The sequence below is a fragment of the Microbacterium sp. 4-7 genome (assembly GCF_014332665.1).
Taxonomy (GTDB): domain Bacteria; phylum Actinomycetota; class Actinomycetes; order Actinomycetales; family Microbacteriaceae; genus Microbacterium.
The window spans coordinates 305520-322478 of record NZ_MCRH01000004.1; the positions used below are offsets into that span (position 1 = coordinate 305520).

Sequence of the window (16959 nt, forward strand, 5' to 3'; positions counted from 1 at the left end):
GGGCGTGGCATCCTCCGCCTTGCCCGCCCTCTGCTCGACCCGCCTGACAAGGAACCACACATGACCAAGCGCATCGTCGTCACCGGCATCGGCGCCACGTCCGCCATCGGCGGGACAGCTCCCGAGAACTGGACGAACCTGCTCGCAGGCCAGTCCGGCACCCGCACTCTCGAGCACGACTGGGTGCAGCAGTACGAACTCCCCGTGACCTTCGCCGCTGAGGCGATCGTCCGCCCCGAAGAGGTCCTTCCCCGCCACGAGGCGAAGCGTCTCGACCCGTCGTCGCAGTTCGCGCTCATCGCGGCGCGCGAGGCCTGGGCGGATGCCGGCTCGCCCGAGGTCGCACCCGAGCGCCTCGGTGTCGACTTCGCCACCGGCATCGGCGGCCTCTGGACCCTCCTCGACGCGTGGGACACCCTGCGCGAGAAGGGACCGCGCCGGGTGATGCCCCTGACCGTTCCGATGCTGATGCCGAACGCCGCTGCCGGCAACCTGTCGCTGCAGTTCCAGGCTCGCGCCTACGCGCAGACCGTCGTGAGTGCCTGCGCATCGAGCACCGAGTCGATCATCCACGCCTTCCACCACCTGCAGGACGGTCTCGCCGACGTCGTGATCGCGGGTGGCACCGAATCCGCCATCCACCCGATCACGATGGCGTCCTTCGCCTCGGCTCAGGCCCTGTCGCGGCGCAATGACGACCCGGCGACCGCCTCGCGCCCCGGCGCGATCGACCGTGACGGCTTCGTGATGGGAGAGGGCGCTGCGGCGCTGATCCTCGAGACCGAGGAGCACGCCCGGGCGCGCGGCGCCAAGATCTACGGCTACGTGCTCGGCGGTGGCGTCACGGCCGACGCCTACCACATCACGGGCAATGACCCCGAGGGCACCGGTGCGGCCCGCGCCGTCACCCAGGCTCTCGACGAGGCCGGCATCAGCGCCGACCAGGTGGCCCACATCAACGCCCACGCGACGTCGACCCCGGTCGGCGACCCCAACGAGTACGTCGCACTCAAGAAGGTCTTCGGCGACCGGATCGATGAGATCCCCGTGTCGGCCACGAAGGCGTCGACGGGGCACCTGCTCGGCGGCACCGGAGCCCTCGAGGCGATCTTCTCGCTGCTCGCCCTGCGGGACCGCGTCGCTCCGCCGACCATCAACATGACCGAGCCCGACCCGGCTGTGCCGTTCAAGCTCTCAGGTGAACCGCAGCCCCTCGGCGACGGTCAGCTCTACGCGATCAGCAACTCGTTCGGCTTCGGCGGGCACAACGCCGTCGCTGTGTTCGCAAGCGCCGACTGACTGAGGTGGAAGAGAGAACGGCCCCCGGGTGATCCCGGGGGCCGTTCTCGTCGACAGCGGTAAGACTACGCGCGGGCGAGCTGTCGTGAGCGAGCCGCCCGCACCCGCGTCGTCCAGGGCAGGAACCACCCGATCAGCGGCCCCACTCCGAACGCGAAGAGCACGGTTCCCACGCCCACAGGCCCGCCGAGCAGGAACCCGATCAGCAGCACGCTGCCCTCGATCAGAGTGCGGACGAGCCAGACCGGCCAGCCCGTTCGCCCGACGAGACCCGTCATGAGGCCGTCGCGCGGGCCGGGACCGAAGTCCGCGGCGATGTAGAGCCCGGTGGCGAACGCGAGGAGCAGCAGCCCCGCCACGAACATTGGAGCACCCACCCACACCGACGGGGGCACGGGGAGGAGGAAGAGTGCGAGATCTGCACTCGGTCCGACGAGCAGTGCATTGAGCAGCGTGCCGAGACCGACGCGCTGCCGCAGGGGGATCCACAGGAGCAGCACCAGCACGGAGACGAGCACCGTCACCACCCCGTAGCCGATGCCTGCGTTTCCGGCGATGCCGAGAGCGAGGACATCCCAGGGCGCGACACCGATGCCTCCGCGCACCATCAGACCGAGTGCCACACCGTAGAGGAACAGCCCGACGAGCAACTGGACGATGCGCTCGACGACGTCACGACGACTGGTGGCTGCGATGGGGAGGAAGACGGAACGGAGCTGCATCCCTCCATCGTGCACCCGCCGGGGATGCGCGCCAGACGTCCACTCGACGAGAAGTGGCCTGCTTTCCTCAGGCCACTTTGCGGCATGCTGGACAGATGACCTCACGACTCGTCCAGCAGCTCGGCGCACAGAACGTCGCCGGCGGTACAGCCAAGGCCCTGGCCGAACAGATCCGTGCGCTGATCCTCGACGGTCGACTGACGGTGGGCGAGCGTCTGCCGTCCGAGCGAGCGCTCGCCCTCGAGCTGCGACGGTCCCGCTCCACCACGACCCGCGTGTACGGGCTCCTCGAGGTCGACGGCTACGTCTCGCGTCGGCACGGAGGCAGCACCCGTGTCACACTTCCGCACACCGCAGCACGTGTCGGTCCTGTGGCTGACGCCTCGGCTATCGATCTGTCGATCGCCTCGATGGATTCGACGCCCGGGCTGTACGACGCGACGGTACGATCGCTCCCCCGTCTGGCGGCGCTGCGCGGCACGAGCGGATACTCGCTGCAGGGCCTCCCCGAGCTGCGTGACGCAGTCGCCGAGCGCTTCACGCAGCGGGGGCTCCCGACGGATGCCGACGAGATCATGATCACGTCCGGCGCTCTCCACGCGTTCAACCTGGTGCTCGCGACGATCGGCCGACGCGGGGAGCGTGCACTCGTCGAGCAGCCGACCTTCCCGCACGCTCTCGAGGCGCTCCACCGCCATGGCTACCGACTGGTGCCGACTCCGGTGGATGTCACCGGGTGGGATGAGCGCCACATCGCCGACACGCTTCTTCGCAGTCGCCCCCACCTGGCGTATCTGATCCCCGACTTCCACAATCCCACCGGCGCGACGCTGCCCGACGCGGCCCGGTCCCGCATAGCGGCGACGGCGCAGAGCGTCGGGACCCATCTCGTCGTCGACGAGACGACCGCGGAGCTCGACATCGATCGAGGCTGGACTCCACGTCCTCTCGCGGCGTTCGGCCCGCGCGTCATCACCGTCGGCTCGATGTCGAAGATCGCCTGGGGCGGCATGCGCATCGGCTGGATCCGTGCCGACCGCGCGATGATCACCCGCCTGCTCGCCGTCCGCCCCTCGTTCGAGCTCGGCACGGCGCTGCTCGAGCAGTGCATCGCCGTCGAGCTGCTGCGCGAGATGCCCGCTCTCACCGCGCACGTCGCGTCACGCCTGCACGCGGGTCGGGATGCCGTGGCGGCGGGACTCGAATCGATCGAGAGCCTCTCGATGCCTCAGACGAACGGCGGGCTGTCCGCCTGGCTCGATCTCGGCGCTCCCGTCTCGACGGAGTTGTCGCTGGCCGCACGCGATCACGGGCTGATCCTCCCGCCCGGACCTCGCTTCTCCACGGGTGGCGTGCTCGAGCGGCGCCTGCGGATCCCGATCACGCTGCCCCCGGAGCGCACCGCCGAGGCGATGCAGCGCCTGCGGCTCGCGTGGGACGACGTGATGTCCGGCGGAACCACCGCCCGCACCGACATGGCCCGGTCAGCCGTCATCTGACGGACGAGGACCCCGTCCCTGTTGTCCAGGGGCGGGGTCCTCGTCATGTATGGAAAGGGAATTCGCCTTCTCAGCGTCCGGGATCGCTCACCGGCATCCGATACTCGCGCCTTCCCCTTCCAGGTCTGTGGGCGGCTGCCTAGCCGACCTTGTGCAGCCACACGACACGCGCGTCATCGCTCGCGTGGCGGAACGGCTCCAGCTCCTCGTCCCAGGCCGAGCCGAGTGCGATGTCGAGTTCACGCTGCAGCTCGGTCGCGCTCCCGGCCGCGATCTCCATCGCGTAGCGGATGCGGTCCTCGCCGATGACGATGTTGCCGGCCGCATCCGTCTGGGCGTAGTGGATCCCGAGGTCGGGAGTGTGCAGCCAGCGCCCGCCGTCACTGCGAGGAGTCGGATCCTCGGTCACCTCGAAGCGGAGATGCTCCCAGCCGCGGATCGCGGTCGCGAGAGCAGCGCCCGTGCCGACCGGACCATCCCAGTAGAACTCGGCACGGCGTGCGCCGTCGAGCACGGGCTGGTCGCTCCAGTCGAAGTTCACCGCACGACCGATGGCGCGTCCTACCGCCCATTCCAGGTGCGGGCAGAGCGCGCGAGGTGCAGAGTGGATGAACACCACTCCGCGTGCGTAAGCCGTCGCCATGATCTCTCCGTTTCATCAGGTGCGTCTTCCCCAACGACCTGAAACACCGAGAACTGGCGTGAATATGCGGTTATGGGGCTATTCTCGCCCAGACCAGGCGAAATCACAAGCATGTGATTCCACGAAGAAGGCCCCGGTCACGAGGACCGGGGCCTTCGGACCGTCGCCGGTCCTGATTCGGATGAGGCTCAGGCCTCGCTCATGGCCTGCTTGACCTGCTGCCCCTTGGCGGCGTAGTACGCGGCACGGGCGGCGTCACGGCGAGCCTGCTCGGCGTAGCCGGCCTCGAGGACCTCCTGCGGGACCTCGACGTTCGGCACGTCCTGGGTGCCGTGGTACTTCTCGATGTAGGCGTCGAGCTCAGGGCCGGACGTCCACGACGTGATGAGGCAGTAGCGGGGCTCGGTGCCCACGTGCGTCGCGGCGTGCCACAGACGCTGCGTGTCGACGATGAGCTGTGCACCGGCGGGCAGGGCGATGCGGTACTCGATGCTCGGGTCCGTGCGGTTCTCGCGCAGGACGAAGAAGCTGTCCTTATCGTCGCTGAGGTTGAAGAATCCGCGTACGACCCATCCGGTGCCGTCGGGGTTCAGGCGGTTGTTGTCGTCCTGGTGGAGGTTGTACAGGCACTCGCCGTACGGGGTCGGCTGCAGCTCGATGACGCGGCAGCGACCGACGTTGGCGCCGGGCTCCTGTGCGCGACGAGTGAGGTTCGGAGCCTTCGCCGTCTGCGAGTCGATCCAGACGCCGTCCTTGTCGGTACGCGGCGGCTTGTGGTTCCAGAAGCCGTTGCACTCGATCTCGCCCTTGGCGCTGGCGAGCGGCGCGAAGCGGGTGTCGCCCGACGACTTCCAGTCGTTGTACTCGATGTCGAGCCACTCCTTGGGGTCGAGCTCCTGGTCGTAGCTGTCGAGCACGACGAAGCCCTTGTCTTCGAGCGCCTTCGATTTGATGTATCCCATGATCTAGGTCATGTCCCTTCATCGGGGGCCAGCACGTTTTAACAGGCCCTGATAAGGCAAGCCTAACAGGGCACCTCTGGAGCGCCGCCGAGGGCCGCCGTGAATAAGCGAATAGACTGAATCGGGCGCCTGGCGACTCCTCGGCGCCGGGCGTTACGGGAGGACGAGACACCAGCATGAGCACTGCGACCAACGTCGAGGCGACAGCTGTCAACACGATCGAGTGGCTCGCAGAGGACTCCACGACCATCGTCGTGCCGGTGTACCAGCGCCAGTACCGGTGGGACATCGGCGGGTGCGAGCAGCTTCTCTCGGACGTCCGTGCGGTCGCCCGCGAGGACTCATCCCACCGCCACTTCATCGGATCGATCCTGTCGGCGGCCGACGACAGCGATGCCGACACCGACCTCGTCCTGATCGACGGGCAGCAGCGCATCACCACGCTGATGCTGCTGGTCGCGGCCCTTCGGCATGCGGTCCAGGACTCCGACCCCCGGCTCGCCGCCGATCTCGACCGCGTGCTCGTGCGCCCCGACGACCCCACCCGCACGAAGCTGCGCCCGCACGACGCGTGGGCCGAGCTCTACGAATCCGTGGTGCTCGAACGCGACGGCCACGCCGACCGCGAGTCGCGGTTCGATGACAACTACGCGTTCTTCCGCAGCCAGGTGCACGCCGATGAAGCCCCGCTCATCTGGGCGGGCCTGCAGAAGCTCGAGCACGTGTCGATCACGCTCGGTGCCGACGCGAACGCCCAGCAGATCTTCGCGAGCCTGAACTCGACGGGCGAGCCGCTGCGCGACCACGAGCTCATCCACAACTACATGCTCATGGGCCTGACCCACACGGAGCAGCTCGAGGTCGAGGAGCGGTTCTGGCTTCCGATCGAACGGCACACCGGAGAGGCGATCGGAGCCTTCTGGCGGCACTATCTGGTGATGACGACGGGACGGGAGGTCGCCGCCAACGGCGAGCACGGCGTCTACAGCGCGTTCCGGCAGTCGTTCCCTCGCGTCGACCTGGACCATCTGCAGGCGGATGCCGAGGTCTGGCGCCACTACGCCGAGATCTACGGCATCCTGCTCGATCCTTCGCGCGAGCAGGACCCGGAGATCGCCCGGCAATTGCGCTACGTCAACACCTTCGGCCGGGCGTCCTATCCTCTCGTCCTCAGCGTCTACAGCGAGCACGCCCGAGGTCTGATCGAGCGGGATGAGCTCGTCGAGACTCTCGAGTGGATCCAGGCGATGTACCTGCGGCGGACGCTCGTCAATCTTCCGAACGAGCGCCTGGTCGCCCGTCTCTGCCGCGCACGTGCGCATGGGCGCGACGCCCTGGCTCGCGCCTTCGCCCGCATCACCCCGTCTGACGAACGGGTGAGTGCGGTGGTGAAGTACAGCGAGCTCGCGCACCCGGCATACGTGCTGGGCCGCATCGAGGGGGTCGACGACCCGATCGACTTCGATGTCGAGCACATCGTGCCCACGGTGCCCAGCGACAGCTGGTCCGGCGACGGCGTGCGCCAGTGGATCGAGTACTCGGACGACGAACGCAACGCGCATCGTGCTCTCGCACCCACGCTCGGCAACCTCACGCTTCTCGAGCAGCGTCTTTCGGAGCGGGTCTTCGGAGAGTCCTATTCCGTCAAGCGCGACTCCGCGTACGCCCGCAGCACGATCGCCGAGACGAAGGCGCTCGCGGCCACCGACACCTGGGGCACCGCGGCCATCTCGCAGCGCACGATCCGCCTGACCGCCGACCTGCTGCGGATCTGGGCCCGCCCCGCACTGCCGGAGATCGATGACGACGGCCTCGCTCCCATCCTCGATGCCGTCCGCCGCCGTGGGTGGCCCGCCGGGTGGGAACGCGAGTTCGAGTACGTCGAATACCGCGGAGAGCGCTGGGAGGTCTTCGACGTCAAGCACCTCTTCAACCGCGTCTTCCGCCGCGCCTGGACCGACACCCGCGCGGCCGCCGTGTCGTACTGCGCCGCTCACGGCGGTCCGATCTACGACACCATGGCCTGGAAGGGTCAGTGGGACCAGCTGGACGAGACGCACCACCTCTACATGGGGTGGGATTCGAACTACATGATGAACGCAGTGCAGGGCGTGCTCCACGAGGCCGACATCGCCTCGGAGGTCTTCGTCAAGTACTCCTACATCGGGAATGTGATGTGACATGACCACCACCATCCACCGCCTCTTCGACCTCACGATCGAGGAGCACACGCTGACCGTGCCGCTCGTCTGGGGCGACGCCGCAGACACCCGCACGATCGACATCTTCGCCCGCGTCGTCACCCGCGAGGGAGGCGAGCGACTCCCCTTCCTCGTCTACCTGCAGGGCGGCCCCGGTCACGAAGCGCCGCGACCCTTCCACGCCTCATCCTCCCCCGCCTGGCTCGACGAGGCCCTCGCGCACTACCGCGTCGTGATGCTCGACCAGCGCGGCACCGGCCTGTCCACGCCCGTGGGCGACGGCGACCTCGCACGAGGCTCCGAGGCAGTGGCCGAGTACCTGACCCATCTCCGCGCGGACTCGATCGTCCGGGACTGCGAGGCGATGCGCGAGCACCTCAGCGCTGAGACGTGGAGCGTGCTCGGCCAGTCGTTCGGCGGGTTCACGACCTTGGCCTATCTGTCCACCGATGCGGACTCGCTGGCGGACGTCTTCATCACGGGCGGCCTGAGCACCGTCGATCGTCATCCTGACGAGGTGTACGCGCTCTGCTATGACAAGATGCGCGCGGCCTCCGAGCAGTACTACCGGCGATTCCCGCAGCATCGCGACGTCATGCGGGGTCTGGTCGACCGGGCAGCGGCCGGCGACATCATGCTCCCCGACGGCGAGGTGGTCTCGCCGTCTCGACTGCGCTCTGTGGGTTCGGCGCTCGGCACCAACGAGGGCTGGCAGACCCTGTGGTCGCTTCTGGAGCGAGATGCCGCATCGAACGCGTTCCGCCACGAACTCATGCACGCGCTGCCCTACAGCGGGCGCAACCCGCTCTACTTCGTCTTCCACGAGTCGAGCTACGCCAGCGGACACGCGACCCGCTGGTCCGCCGAGCGCACGGAGCCCCAGGACTTCCGGGACGACGTCACGCTGTTCACCGGAGAGCACATCCGCCGCGATTGGACCGAGACCGTGCCGGCCTTCCGGCCGTGGCGCGATGTGACGCTCGCGCTCGCCGAGTTCGAGTGGCCGCGCATCTACGACGAGGTCGCCATCGCCACCTCGGGTGCGACGGGCGCGGCCGCCGTGTACGTGAACGACGTCTACGTGCCGCTGGAGTACTCCCTCGAGACCGCGCGCCTGCTGCCGGGCGTGAAGCTCTGGGTGACGAGCGAACACGAGCACAACGGCCTGCGGTCGGGTCCCGTACTGACGCATCTCATCGATCTCGCCCAGGGCCGACGCATCCGCTGAGGATCCTCCTGCAGACGGATGCCGATCGGAGCCGTCCCGCCTAGCCTGGAGTCATGGCCGACATTCTCGGGACCCTGCTGACGATCGCGATCCTCCTCGTGGCCGCGACGGCGGTCGTGGTGGTGATCGTGGCGGTCTACGCCCGTACTCCGCTCGAGAAGAAGTACGAGAGCGCGGGCGGCGGCCTGGGCGGATCGTTCGACGCGGTGTGGATGCCGTCGGCGCACGAAGCCGGTGCCGAGCGAGACCGTCAGACTCAGCGCACCGCCCCCGCACCGGCCCCTGGCGACCCGCTGGGCCGCATCGACGGAGAGCGCATCGTCATCGACGTGTGACGACTCGCGCGCTCTCCGACCGCAGAAGACGAACCCACTGCAGACGACGAAGGCCCCGTGTTCCGAGGAACACGGGGCCTTCGATCGCGGGGGTCGTTACTTGGACGATCCGCCGAAGCCCTTGAAGCGCTGGTTGAACTTCTCGACGCGACCGGCCGAGTCCATGATGCGCTGCTTGCCCGTGTAGAACGGGTGCGATGCCGAGGAGATCTCGACGTCGATCACCGGGTACTCGACACCGTCGAGCTCGATGGTCTTGTCGCTCGAGACAGTCGAACGGGTGAGGAACGTCTCGCCCGAGCCGAGGTCGCGGAACACGACAGCCTTGTACACGGGGTGAATGTCAGTCTTCATGGGATTCCTTAGTTGCTGCCCTGGATTGTGCCAGGGACGAGGGAAGTCTGCGGTGCAGAGAGCACCAAGGATCGATTCTATCAGATGCGCATCAGGATGCCGCGCGGGCCGCATATCGACCCTCTTCGCTGCTGAGGACGATCGGCATGCCGAACGTCTCGGTCAGAGCCTCGGCCGTCAGAGTCTCGGCGACGGGCCCGGCGGCGACGATGCGCCCCTCGCGCATCAGCAGCACATGAGTGAATCCGACCGGGATCTCCTCGACGTGGTGCGTGACCATCAGCATCGCCGGCGTCGTCGGCGACGACGCATAGCCGCTCAGGAGTGCAAGGAGCTCCTCGCGAGAGCCGAGGTCGAGAGACGCGGTCGGCTCGTCGAGCAGCAGCAGCTCGGGGTCGGTCATCACGGCGCGGGCGATCTGCACGCGCTTCTGCTCGCCGTCGCTCAGCGTTCCGAAGGTCCGGTCGGCGAGGTGGTCGAGTCGCCAATCGCCGAGGACGCGCAGCGCACGACGCTCGTCGATGTCCTCATAGCTCTCGTTCCATCGCCCGAGCACCGAGTATGCCGCTGTGAGCACCGTGTTCAGAACCGTCTCTTCGCGCGGCACGCGCTTCGCCATCGCGGAGGACGCGAAGCCGATGCGCGGGCGCAGCTCGAACACATCCGTGCGTCCGAGGGTCTCTCCCAGCACCGTGACGGTTCCGGACGTCGGGTGCATCAGCGTGTCAGCCAGCTGGAGCAGCGTCGTCTTGCCTGCGCCGTTGGGTCCGAGGATCACCCACCGCTGATCACCGTCGACCTGCCAGGTCACGTGATCGATGATGTTGCGCCCCTCGCGGCGCACGACGACGTCGGTGAATTCCAGAGCGCTCGACATGCCTCCAGCCTATCGGCTCAGGCGGTCAGCTCCGCGTACAGCGCGCGCGTGGTGTCGGCGATCGCGCCCCAGCTGAACTCGTCGCGAGCCCGCTCCCGGCCGGCTGCGCCGTAGGCACGGGCTCGCTCGGGATCGGACGTCACCTCGGTGAGCACGTCAGCGAGGTCGGCGACGTAGCGCTCCGGATCGACCGGCGTCCCCGTGCCGTCCTGGAGCTGCTCGATCGGCACCAGGCGGCCGGTGACCCCGTCGTCGACGACTTCGGGGATGCCGCCGGTCGCCGTGCCGACGACGGCAGCGCCGCAGGCCATGGCCTCGAGGTTCACGATTCCCAGCGGCTCGTAGACGGACGGGCACACGAATGTCGTCGCCGCGGTGAGGATGGCCGACAGCTCGTCGCGCGGCAGCATCCGATCGATCCAGACGACGCCCTCGCGGGTCTGCTGGAGAAGCCGCACGCCCTCCTGCACCTCCGCCATGATCTCGGGGGTGTCCGGCGCGCCGGCGCAGAGGATGAGCTGCACCTCCGGGGGCAGCAGACGAGCGGCCTGAAGGAGGTACGGCAGGCCCTTCTGCCGGGTGATCCGGCCGACGAACACGACGGACGGCCTGGTCGGATCCATACCGACCGACTCGAGGAACGCCGGGTTCTGCACCGGCCGCCAGCGATCCACGTCGATGCCGTTGTGGATCACGCGCACCCGGGTCGGGTCGACCGACGGGTAGCTCCGCAGGATGTCCTCGCGCATGCCGGCGCTGACCGCGATCACCGCCGCCGCGTTCTCGTACGCGAGCTTCTCGATTCCGCTCGACACCGCGTATCCCCCGCCCAGCTGCTCGGCCTTCCACGGGCGCAGCGGTTCCAGGCTGTGCGCGGTGAGGACGTGCGGGATGCCGTGAAGCTGAGAGGCGAGGTGCCCGGCGAAGTTCGCGTACCAGGTGTGACTGTGCACGAGATCGGCGTCCGAGATCGCCGCGACGATCTCGAGGTCCGTCCCGAGGGTCTGCAGCGCGGGGTTCGCGGAGGCCAGTCCTGAAGGTGTCCGGTAGGCGAAAGTTCCCGCCTCGTCACGAGGAGCTCCGAAGGCTCTGACCTGTACATCGATATTCTGCCGCAGGGCCGTGACGAGCTCGGCGACGTGCACACCGGCACCTCCGTAGATCTCCGGCGGGTATTCCTTCGTGATCATCTCGACGCGCATGTCTAGACGGTAGTGACTCAGTTGTCCAGATGCTAGTTAGCCGAGCCGAATCGCATCTATGGTTGGTGCATGTCCGCACCAAAGAAGATCTTCGGCATCATCCTCGCCGGCGGCGAGGGAAAGCGTCTCATGCCCCTCACGGCCGATCGGGCCAAACCTGCAGTGCCTTTCGGCGGACAGTACCGATTGATCGATTTCGCGATCTCGAACCTCATCAACTCGGGTCTGCGCCAGATCGTCGTACTCACGCAGTACAAGTCGCACAGCCTCGATCGCCACATCTCGCAGACGTGGCGCATGTCAGCTCTCCTCGACTCGTACGTGACCTCGGTCCCCGCGCAGCAGCGTCTCGGAAAGCGCTGGTTCTCGGGCTCGGCCGATGCGATCCTGCAGAGCCTGAACCTCATCAACGACGAGAAGCCCGACATCGTCGTCGTGATCGGCGCCGACCACGTCTACCGCATGGACTTCCGACAGATGCTCGACGCCCACATCGAGTCCGGCGCGAAGGCCACCGTCGCGGGCATCCGCCAACCGCTCGCCATGGCGTCCCAGTTCGGCGTTATCGACGCCGACACCGAGTCCGGCCGCATCAAGCAGTTCCTCGAGAAGCCGACCGACATCGCCGGCCTCGAGGACTCGCCCCACGAAGTGCTCGCTTCGATGGGCAACTACATCTTCGACGCGGATGCGCTGATCGCCGCGGTCGAGGCAGACGGCGAATCGCCGACCTCCGGGCATGACATGGGCGGCGACATCGTGCCGTATTTCGTCGATCGAGGCGAGGCCGGCTACTACGACATGAAGCGGAACGACGTCCCCGGCTCATCGCCGCGCGACCGCTCGTACTGGCGCGACGTGGGTACGATCGACTCCTTCTTCGACGCGCACATGGACCTGATCTCCACGCTTCCGATCTTCAACCTCTACAACATGGAGTGGCCGATCCACTCGCAGGCCGTGAACTCGCCGCCCGCGAAGTTCGTGCGCGACTCCGTCGGGCGCATCGGCAATGCGATCGACTCGATCGTGTCGCTCGGATCCGTGCTCTCGGGCACTCATCTGGAGCGCAGCGTCGTGGGTCCGTGGACACTCGCCGGAGGAGGATCCACCATCACCGACTCCGTCGTCTTCGACGGGGTGCGGGTGGGAGCGGGATCCAGAGTCCATCGAGCCATCCTCGACAAGAACGTGGTCCTCGCGGACGGTGCGACCGTCGGCGTCGACCGCGAGCGAGATCTGGCTCGCGGATTCACCGTGACCGAGTCCGGCATCACCGTGGTGGGCAAGGGCCTGTTCATCGAGAGGTGACGGTGTCGCCGCGATACGCGGCTGCACAGCGGGCCGTTCTGCTGTCGATAGGCTCGAAGGCGTGACTGCCGCGCGTTTCCTCGTCGTCCTCGATGCCGATTCCACCCTCATCCGCAACGAGGTGATCGAACTGATCGCCGATGAGGTCGGGCGGGGCCCCGAGGTGCAGGCGGCCACCGAAGCCGCGATGCGCGGCGAGATCGACTTCGCCACCAGCCTGCGCTCCCGCGTCGCTGCGCTCGAAGGCGTACCGGTGTCGGGGTTCGCGCGCGTGCTGGCGCGCATAGAGCCGACCCCTGGGGTGCGCGAGCTCACTGCGGCCGTCCATGAGCGCGGCGGTGTCGTGGGAGTCGTGTCCGGAGGGTTCCACGAGATCCTCGACGACGTCGCCCCCGGGCTCGGCGTCGACCGGTGGCGCGCCAACCGCCTCGAGATCGTGGACGGCGCCCTGGCCGGCCGCGTCGATGGCGAGATCGTGGATGCCGCCGTGAAAGCCGCCTCACTGCAGCACTGGGCCGACGAGCTCGGGGTCCCCCGTCACGCCACCATCGCGATCGGAGACGGAGCCAACGACCTGCAGATGATGGCCGTCGCCGGTCTCGGACTGGCGTTCAATGCGAAGCCTGCCGTACGCGCGGCGGCGAGCCTCGTGATCGGTCCGCAGGACCTCTCCGAGGTCATCGCGCTGCTGCCCTAGCGGATGTCCGAGGCCCCGTCTAGCGTCGGGGCATGGACATCATCCTCATCCCCGGTCTCTGGCTCGACGCGTCCAGTTGGAGCGAGGTGACCGCCGACCTCGAACGCGCGGGGCACTCGGTGCATCCCCTGACGATGCCCGGCGTCGGTCTCCCCGCCGCCGCTTCCTCCGACATCGGAATCGCCGAGTGGGTCGATGCCGCCGTGGCCGCGGTCGACGACATCGGGGCACCCGTCGCCGTCGTCGGTCACAGCGGCGGCGGCAACGTCGCCTGGGGCGTCGCCGACGCACGGCCCGACCTCGTCTCGCGTGTCGTCTTCGTCGACACGGTGCCGCCGCCCTCCGGATTCGGCATCAGCGAATTCGAGGTCGTCGACGGCGTCGTCCCCTTCCCGGGGTGGGACTACTTCCCCGCCGAAGACGTCGACGACCTCGACGACTCGACCCGCGCCCGCACCGCTCCGCTGGCTCGGAGCGTTCCCGCGCGGGTGCCCACCGATCCGATCGAGCTGCGCTCGGAGCAGCGCCACGGGGTCCCCGTGACACTGCTGATGGGCGCGATGGATCAGGAGACTCTCGAGTCGGAGCTCGAGCAGTGGGGCCCGTACGCGGACGAATTCCGAGCGATCGGCGACGCCGAGGTCATCCGCATCGGCTCAGGACACTGGCCGCAGTTCTCGGTTCCGGGCCGCTTGGCCGAGCTCATCGACGCGGCGGTCTCCCGTCGGTGACGACAGGGCGTCGGCCTCGGCTCAGTGCCCCATCCCGAGGCCGCCGTCGACGGGGATGACCGCGCCCGAGATGTAGCCGGCGTCGTCGCCCGCGAGCCAGGTGACCACACCCGCGACCTCGTCAGGAGTGGCGAAGCGTCCGGCGGGAATGTTCGCCTTGTACTGCTTCTGAGTCTCCTCGGGCAGCTCTGCGGTCATGTCGGTCTCGATGAAGCCCGGCGCGACGACGTTCGCGGTGATGCCGCGTCCGCCGAGTTCGCGGGTCAGCGATCGCGCGAAGCCCACCAGTGCGCTCTTCGATGCGGAGTAGTTCACCTGCCCCGCCGAGCCGTACAGGCCCACGACGCTCGAGATGAGGATGACGCGTCCGAAACGAGCCCGCAGCATGCCCTTGGACGCGCGCTTGACGACACGGAACGTTCCGCCGAGGTTGGTGGCGACGACGCTGTCGAAATCGTCCTCGCTCATGCGAAGGAGGAGAGTGTCCTTGGTGATCCCCGCGTTGGCGACCACGATCTCCACCGGCCCGAGCTGCTGCTCGACCTCGGTGAATGCCGCGTCGAGAGCCGCGGCGTCCGTGACGTCCGCGCGGACCGTCAACGTGCCGTCGGGGCCTTCCCCGCTCCGCGCCGTCACTGCGACGCGGTATCCGTCACGGACGAACCGCTCTGCGATGGCGCGGCCGATGCCGCGGTTGCCGCCGGTGACGAGGACGACGCGAGAACTCATTTCCACTCCTGATCTGGCCGCTCGGGTCGGGGCCTGGTCGTCCTCGATCCTACCGAGGATGCCGCCGTCCGACCGGCGACGTTTGACAGACGGACGCCGCGACTGGAACGCTGAACCCGACGAAAGGCGCCACCGTGAGCGACAACAGCATCCCCACCCCTTCGGGCGGACCGCAGCCGACTCCCCCGCCGCCCGCAGCGTCGGCACCACCCGCACAGCCTTACCAGGCAGCTTCTCCGGCGGCGCAGCCGCCGTCGTACCCGACTGCCCCTCCGGCGTCGCCCACCCAGGCGTACCCGGGCGCCGCGCCTTCCTTCGCGCCGAGCCAACCTGTCCACGGCGGCGGATCGATGCACCCCTACGGCTCAGCGCCTGCAGCGTCGCCCTACCCGACGTCCGATCCCGGCCAACCCGCCACCGGATACCCGAACTACGCGGCACCGAACTACGCAGCACCGAACTATCCCGCACCTCGCCCGGCGAGCGGACTCGCGGTCACGTCGCTGATCTGCGGAATCGCCGGAGTCCTGCTCTTCTGGGCTGTGGTGCCTCTGCTCGCCTCGATCGTCGCCGTGATCACCGGCCACATGGCGCTCCGACAGACGAAGGCGAACCCCTCGATCGGCGGACGCGGCATGGCCTTCGCCGGCCTCATCATGGGGTACATCATGGTCGCGGTGCTCGTCATCGGCATCGTCATGACGGTCATCGGGTTCCTGTTCTTCGGCGCCTTCACCCTGCCCTTCCTCTTCTCGACCTGAGCGGCAGACGGGCGCGCCGTGGTGCCCGCACCGGCGTAGGCTGGACTCATCGTGAAGAGCAAGCCACTGGTCCCTGCTGTCACCTCGCTTCCGCAGTCGCCGAAAGACGAGGCGGACCACCGCGTGCGCCGATACGCGCTCACGATGACGATCCGCATCGTCTGCTTCGCGCTCATGATGTTCGTGCAGCCCTACGGCTGGTACACATGGGTCTTCGCGCTCGCGGCCGCGCTCCTTCCCTACATCGCGGTGGTGTTCGCGAACGCAGGAAGCGACAGCACCGAGACGACGGCGGAATCTCCCGTGCAGCAGCTGGAGGCACCTGCCCCGGCCCCGACGCTGCCGGCCGAACAGGATCCGCCGCCTCACGTCATCACCATCCACGAAAGCCGCCAGGATCGCGAGTGAGTGGACTGGAGTGCTCGCGTGCCGGATGCCGGAGCGCGGCGACCACGCAGGTGGTGTGGCGCAATCCGCGTATCCATGCCGCCGACCGTGAGAAGATCTGGCTCGCGTGCGACGAGCATGTCTCGTTCCTCCACGACTACCTGGCTGCCAGAGACTTCCCCGTGACAGTGAGAGATGGTGTGCCCTCGTGAGTGCCCGGATGGGTCGATGGACCGTGTACGTGCTGATCGCGATCGGCTTCGCGGTCGGGTGCGCCTTCCTGTCGAATTGGCAGTTCGAGCGCAACGAGACGAGATCCGAGCAGATCGCTCTCGTCGAGAAGAACTATGACGCGGATCCCGTCCCGCTGTCCGACCTCATCGGCGCCGACGGAGCCCTCGAGCCCGGCGACGTCTGGCATCCTGTCGTCCTGAACGGCGAGTACATCGCCGATGACCAGCTCCTCGTGCGCAATCGGCCCCACGGCGGCACGAGTGCGTTCGAGGTTCTGGTGCCGTTCCGCGATGTCGACGGACGTGTGTTCATCGTCGACCGCGGATGGGTGCCGCCCGGCGACGGTGATTCCCCGGATGCCGTTCCTGCGCCTCCGAGCGGAGAGGTCGAGGTCATCGTGCGTCTGCGTCCCGGGGAGCAGCTGCCGGCCTCGGGACGCGGCGCTCCCGAGGGCCAGGTGCCGACGATCAACCTCCCCTCGATCGCCGAGCTGGTCGACGGAGACGTGATCACGAGCGCATACGGGCAGATCGTGAGCGAGGAACCGGCGGGCGAAGGCACCCTGGGCCGCTTCGACTCCCCCACCGACGACCCCGGCCCGCATCTGTCGTATGCGATCCAGTGGATCCTGTTCGCGCTGATGGGCTTCGTGTTCATCGGCTACATCATCCGCACCGAGATCGTGAAGCACCGCGAAGAGGTGGAGGGGATGCCGGCACCCGTCAAAAAGTCCCGGCGCCGTGACAGCGATGCCGACGTCGAAGACGAGCTCCTCGATGCTCGCTGA

At 67.9% G+C, this 16959-nt stretch carries 19 protein-coding genes; 12 read left to right on the forward strand and 7 right to left on the reverse strand.

Translation table 11 applies throughout. The features are described from left to right. The first annotated feature begins 60 nt into the window (after positions 1–60). A complete protein-coding gene (locus BEP68_RS08600; protein ID WP_056278865.1) occupies positions 61–1299 on the forward strand; it encodes a beta-ketoacyl-[acyl-carrier-protein] synthase family protein in 1239 nt (412 codons plus the stop codon). 65 nt (positions 1300–1364) lie between these two features. Here BEP68_RS08600 and BEP68_RS08605 read toward each other — a convergent pair whose 3' ends face one another. Next, positions 1365–2021, reverse strand: coding sequence for a YczE/YyaS/YitT family protein (locus tag BEP68_RS08605; protein WP_072591365.1), 657 nt, complete (start codon positions 2019–2021; stop codon positions 1365–1367). A gap of 95 nt (positions 2022–2116) precedes the next feature. Between BEP68_RS08605 and BEP68_RS08610 the strand changes: the two genes are divergently transcribed. Further along, positions 2117–3520 carry a PLP-dependent aminotransferase family protein gene (locus BEP68_RS08610; protein WP_187249728.1) on the forward strand — a complete coding sequence of 468 codons (1404 nt, stop codon included), beginning with the start codon at positions 2117–2119 and terminating at the stop codon, positions 3518–3520. Between the two features lie 139 nt (positions 3521–3659). On the opposite strand, the gene BEP68_RS08615 is transcribed toward BEP68_RS08610, so the two are convergent. Further along, positions 3660–4163 carry a DUF3145 domain-containing protein gene (locus BEP68_RS08615; protein WP_053096393.1) on the reverse strand — a complete coding sequence of 168 codons (504 nt, stop codon included), beginning with the start codon at positions 4161–4163 and terminating at the stop codon, positions 3660–3662. A gap of 188 nt (positions 4164–4351) precedes the next feature. Then, positions 4352–5125 (reverse strand): hypothetical protein, encoded by a 774-nt coding sequence (locus BEP68_RS08620; RefSeq protein ID WP_053096395.1) that lies wholly within the window; start codon positions 5123–5125, stop codon positions 4352–4354. Positions 5126–5301: 176 nt separating this feature from the next. Here BEP68_RS08620 and BEP68_RS08625 point away from each other — a divergent pair, with 176 nt between their 5' ends. From BEP68_RS08625 to BEP68_RS08635, 3 genes are read left to right on the forward strand one after another with little or no spacing between them, the layout of a single operon-like run. Next, entirely contained in the window at positions 5302–7305 is a 2004-nt protein-coding gene (locus BEP68_RS08625; protein WP_187249729.1) for a DUF262 domain-containing protein, read from the forward strand. A gap of 1 nt (position 7306) precedes the next feature. Further along, positions 7307–8554 (forward strand): alpha/beta fold hydrolase, encoded by a 1248-nt coding sequence (locus tag BEP68_RS08630; RefSeq protein WP_187249730.1) that lies wholly within the window; start codon positions 7307–7309, stop codon positions 8552–8554. A gap of 53 nt (positions 8555–8607) precedes the next feature. After that, a complete protein-coding gene (locus BEP68_RS08635; RefSeq protein ID WP_187249731.1) occupies positions 8608–8889 on the forward strand; it encodes a hypothetical protein in 282 nt (93 codons plus the stop codon). Between the two features lie 96 nt (positions 8890–8985). On the opposite strand, the gene BEP68_RS08640 is transcribed toward BEP68_RS08635, so the two are convergent. From BEP68_RS08640 to glgA, 3 genes are all read right to left on the reverse strand, one after another. Then, positions 8986–9243, reverse strand: coding sequence for a type B 50S ribosomal protein L31 (locus tag BEP68_RS08640; protein WP_042537536.1), 258 nt, complete (start codon positions 9241–9243; stop codon positions 8986–8988). A gap of 91 nt (positions 9244–9334) precedes the next feature. After that, complete coding sequence (locus tag BEP68_RS08645) at positions 9335–10120, reverse strand: ABC transporter ATP-binding protein (RefSeq protein ID WP_187249732.1); 786 nt, start codon at positions 10118–10120, stop codon at positions 9335–9337. Between the two features lie 17 nt (positions 10121–10137). After that, on the reverse strand, positions 10138–11322 hold the full coding sequence (gene glgA / locus BEP68_RS08650) for a glycogen synthase (protein ID WP_187249733.1): 1185 nt from the start codon (positions 11320–11322) through the stop codon (positions 10138–10140). Positions 11323–11391: 69 nt separating this feature from the next. On the opposite strand from glgA, the gene glgC reads away from it, so the two are divergent. The 3 genes from glgC (at position 11392) to BEP68_RS08665 (ending at position 14061) form a co-directional block, all read left to right on the forward strand. After that, entirely contained in the window at positions 11392–12633 is a 1242-nt protein-coding gene (gene glgC / locus BEP68_RS08655) for a glucose-1-phosphate adenylyltransferase (protein ID WP_053096406.1), read from the forward strand. Between the two features lie 61 nt (positions 12634–12694). Continuing rightward, the gene (gene serB, locus BEP68_RS08660) at positions 12695–13330 is read left to right on the forward strand and encodes a phosphoserine phosphatase SerB (protein ID WP_053096408.1); all 636 of its coding nucleotides are present in this window, start codon (positions 12695–12697) and stop codon (positions 13328–13330) included. A gap of 32 nt (positions 13331–13362) precedes the next feature. Next, positions 13363–14061, forward strand: a complete 699-nt coding sequence (locus tag BEP68_RS08665) for an alpha/beta fold hydrolase (RefSeq protein WP_056278873.1) — start codon at positions 13363–13365, stop codon at positions 14059–14061. A 21-nt stretch (positions 14062–14082) separates the two neighbouring features. Here the strand turns inward: BEP68_RS08665 and BEP68_RS08670 are convergent, their stop codons facing one another. Next, entirely contained in the window at positions 14083–14790 is a 708-nt protein-coding gene (locus tag BEP68_RS08670; RefSeq protein WP_053096412.1) for a beta-ketoacyl-ACP reductase, read from the reverse strand. Positions 14791–14924: 134 nt separating this feature from the next. On the opposite strand from BEP68_RS08670, the gene BEP68_RS18180 reads away from it, so the two are divergent. Genes BEP68_RS18180 through BEP68_RS08690 form a run of 4 tightly spaced genes read left to right on the forward strand, consistent with a single transcriptional unit; the run spans position 14925 to position 16959 of the window. After that, the gene (locus tag BEP68_RS18180) at positions 14925–15551 is read left to right on the forward strand and encodes a DUF4190 domain-containing protein (RefSeq protein ID WP_187249734.1); all 627 of its coding nucleotides are present in this window, start codon (positions 14925–14927) and stop codon (positions 15549–15551) included. A gap of 51 nt (positions 15552–15602) precedes the next feature. Continuing rightward, positions 15603–15959 (forward strand): DUF3099 domain-containing protein, encoded by a 357-nt coding sequence (locus BEP68_RS08680; RefSeq protein ID WP_187249735.1) that lies wholly within the window; start codon positions 15603–15605, stop codon positions 15957–15959. Further along, positions 15956–16150 carry a hypothetical protein gene (locus BEP68_RS08685; RefSeq protein ID WP_187249736.1) on the forward strand — a complete coding sequence of 65 codons (195 nt, stop codon included), beginning with the start codon at positions 15956–15958 and terminating at the stop codon, positions 16148–16150. Before BEP68_RS08680 ends, BEP68_RS08685 begins: the two co-directional genes overlap by 4 nt. 8 nt (positions 16151–16158) lie before the next feature. Then, positions 16159–16959, forward strand: a complete 801-nt coding sequence (locus tag BEP68_RS08690; protein WP_053096422.1) for an SURF1 family protein — start codon at positions 16159–16161, stop codon at positions 16957–16959.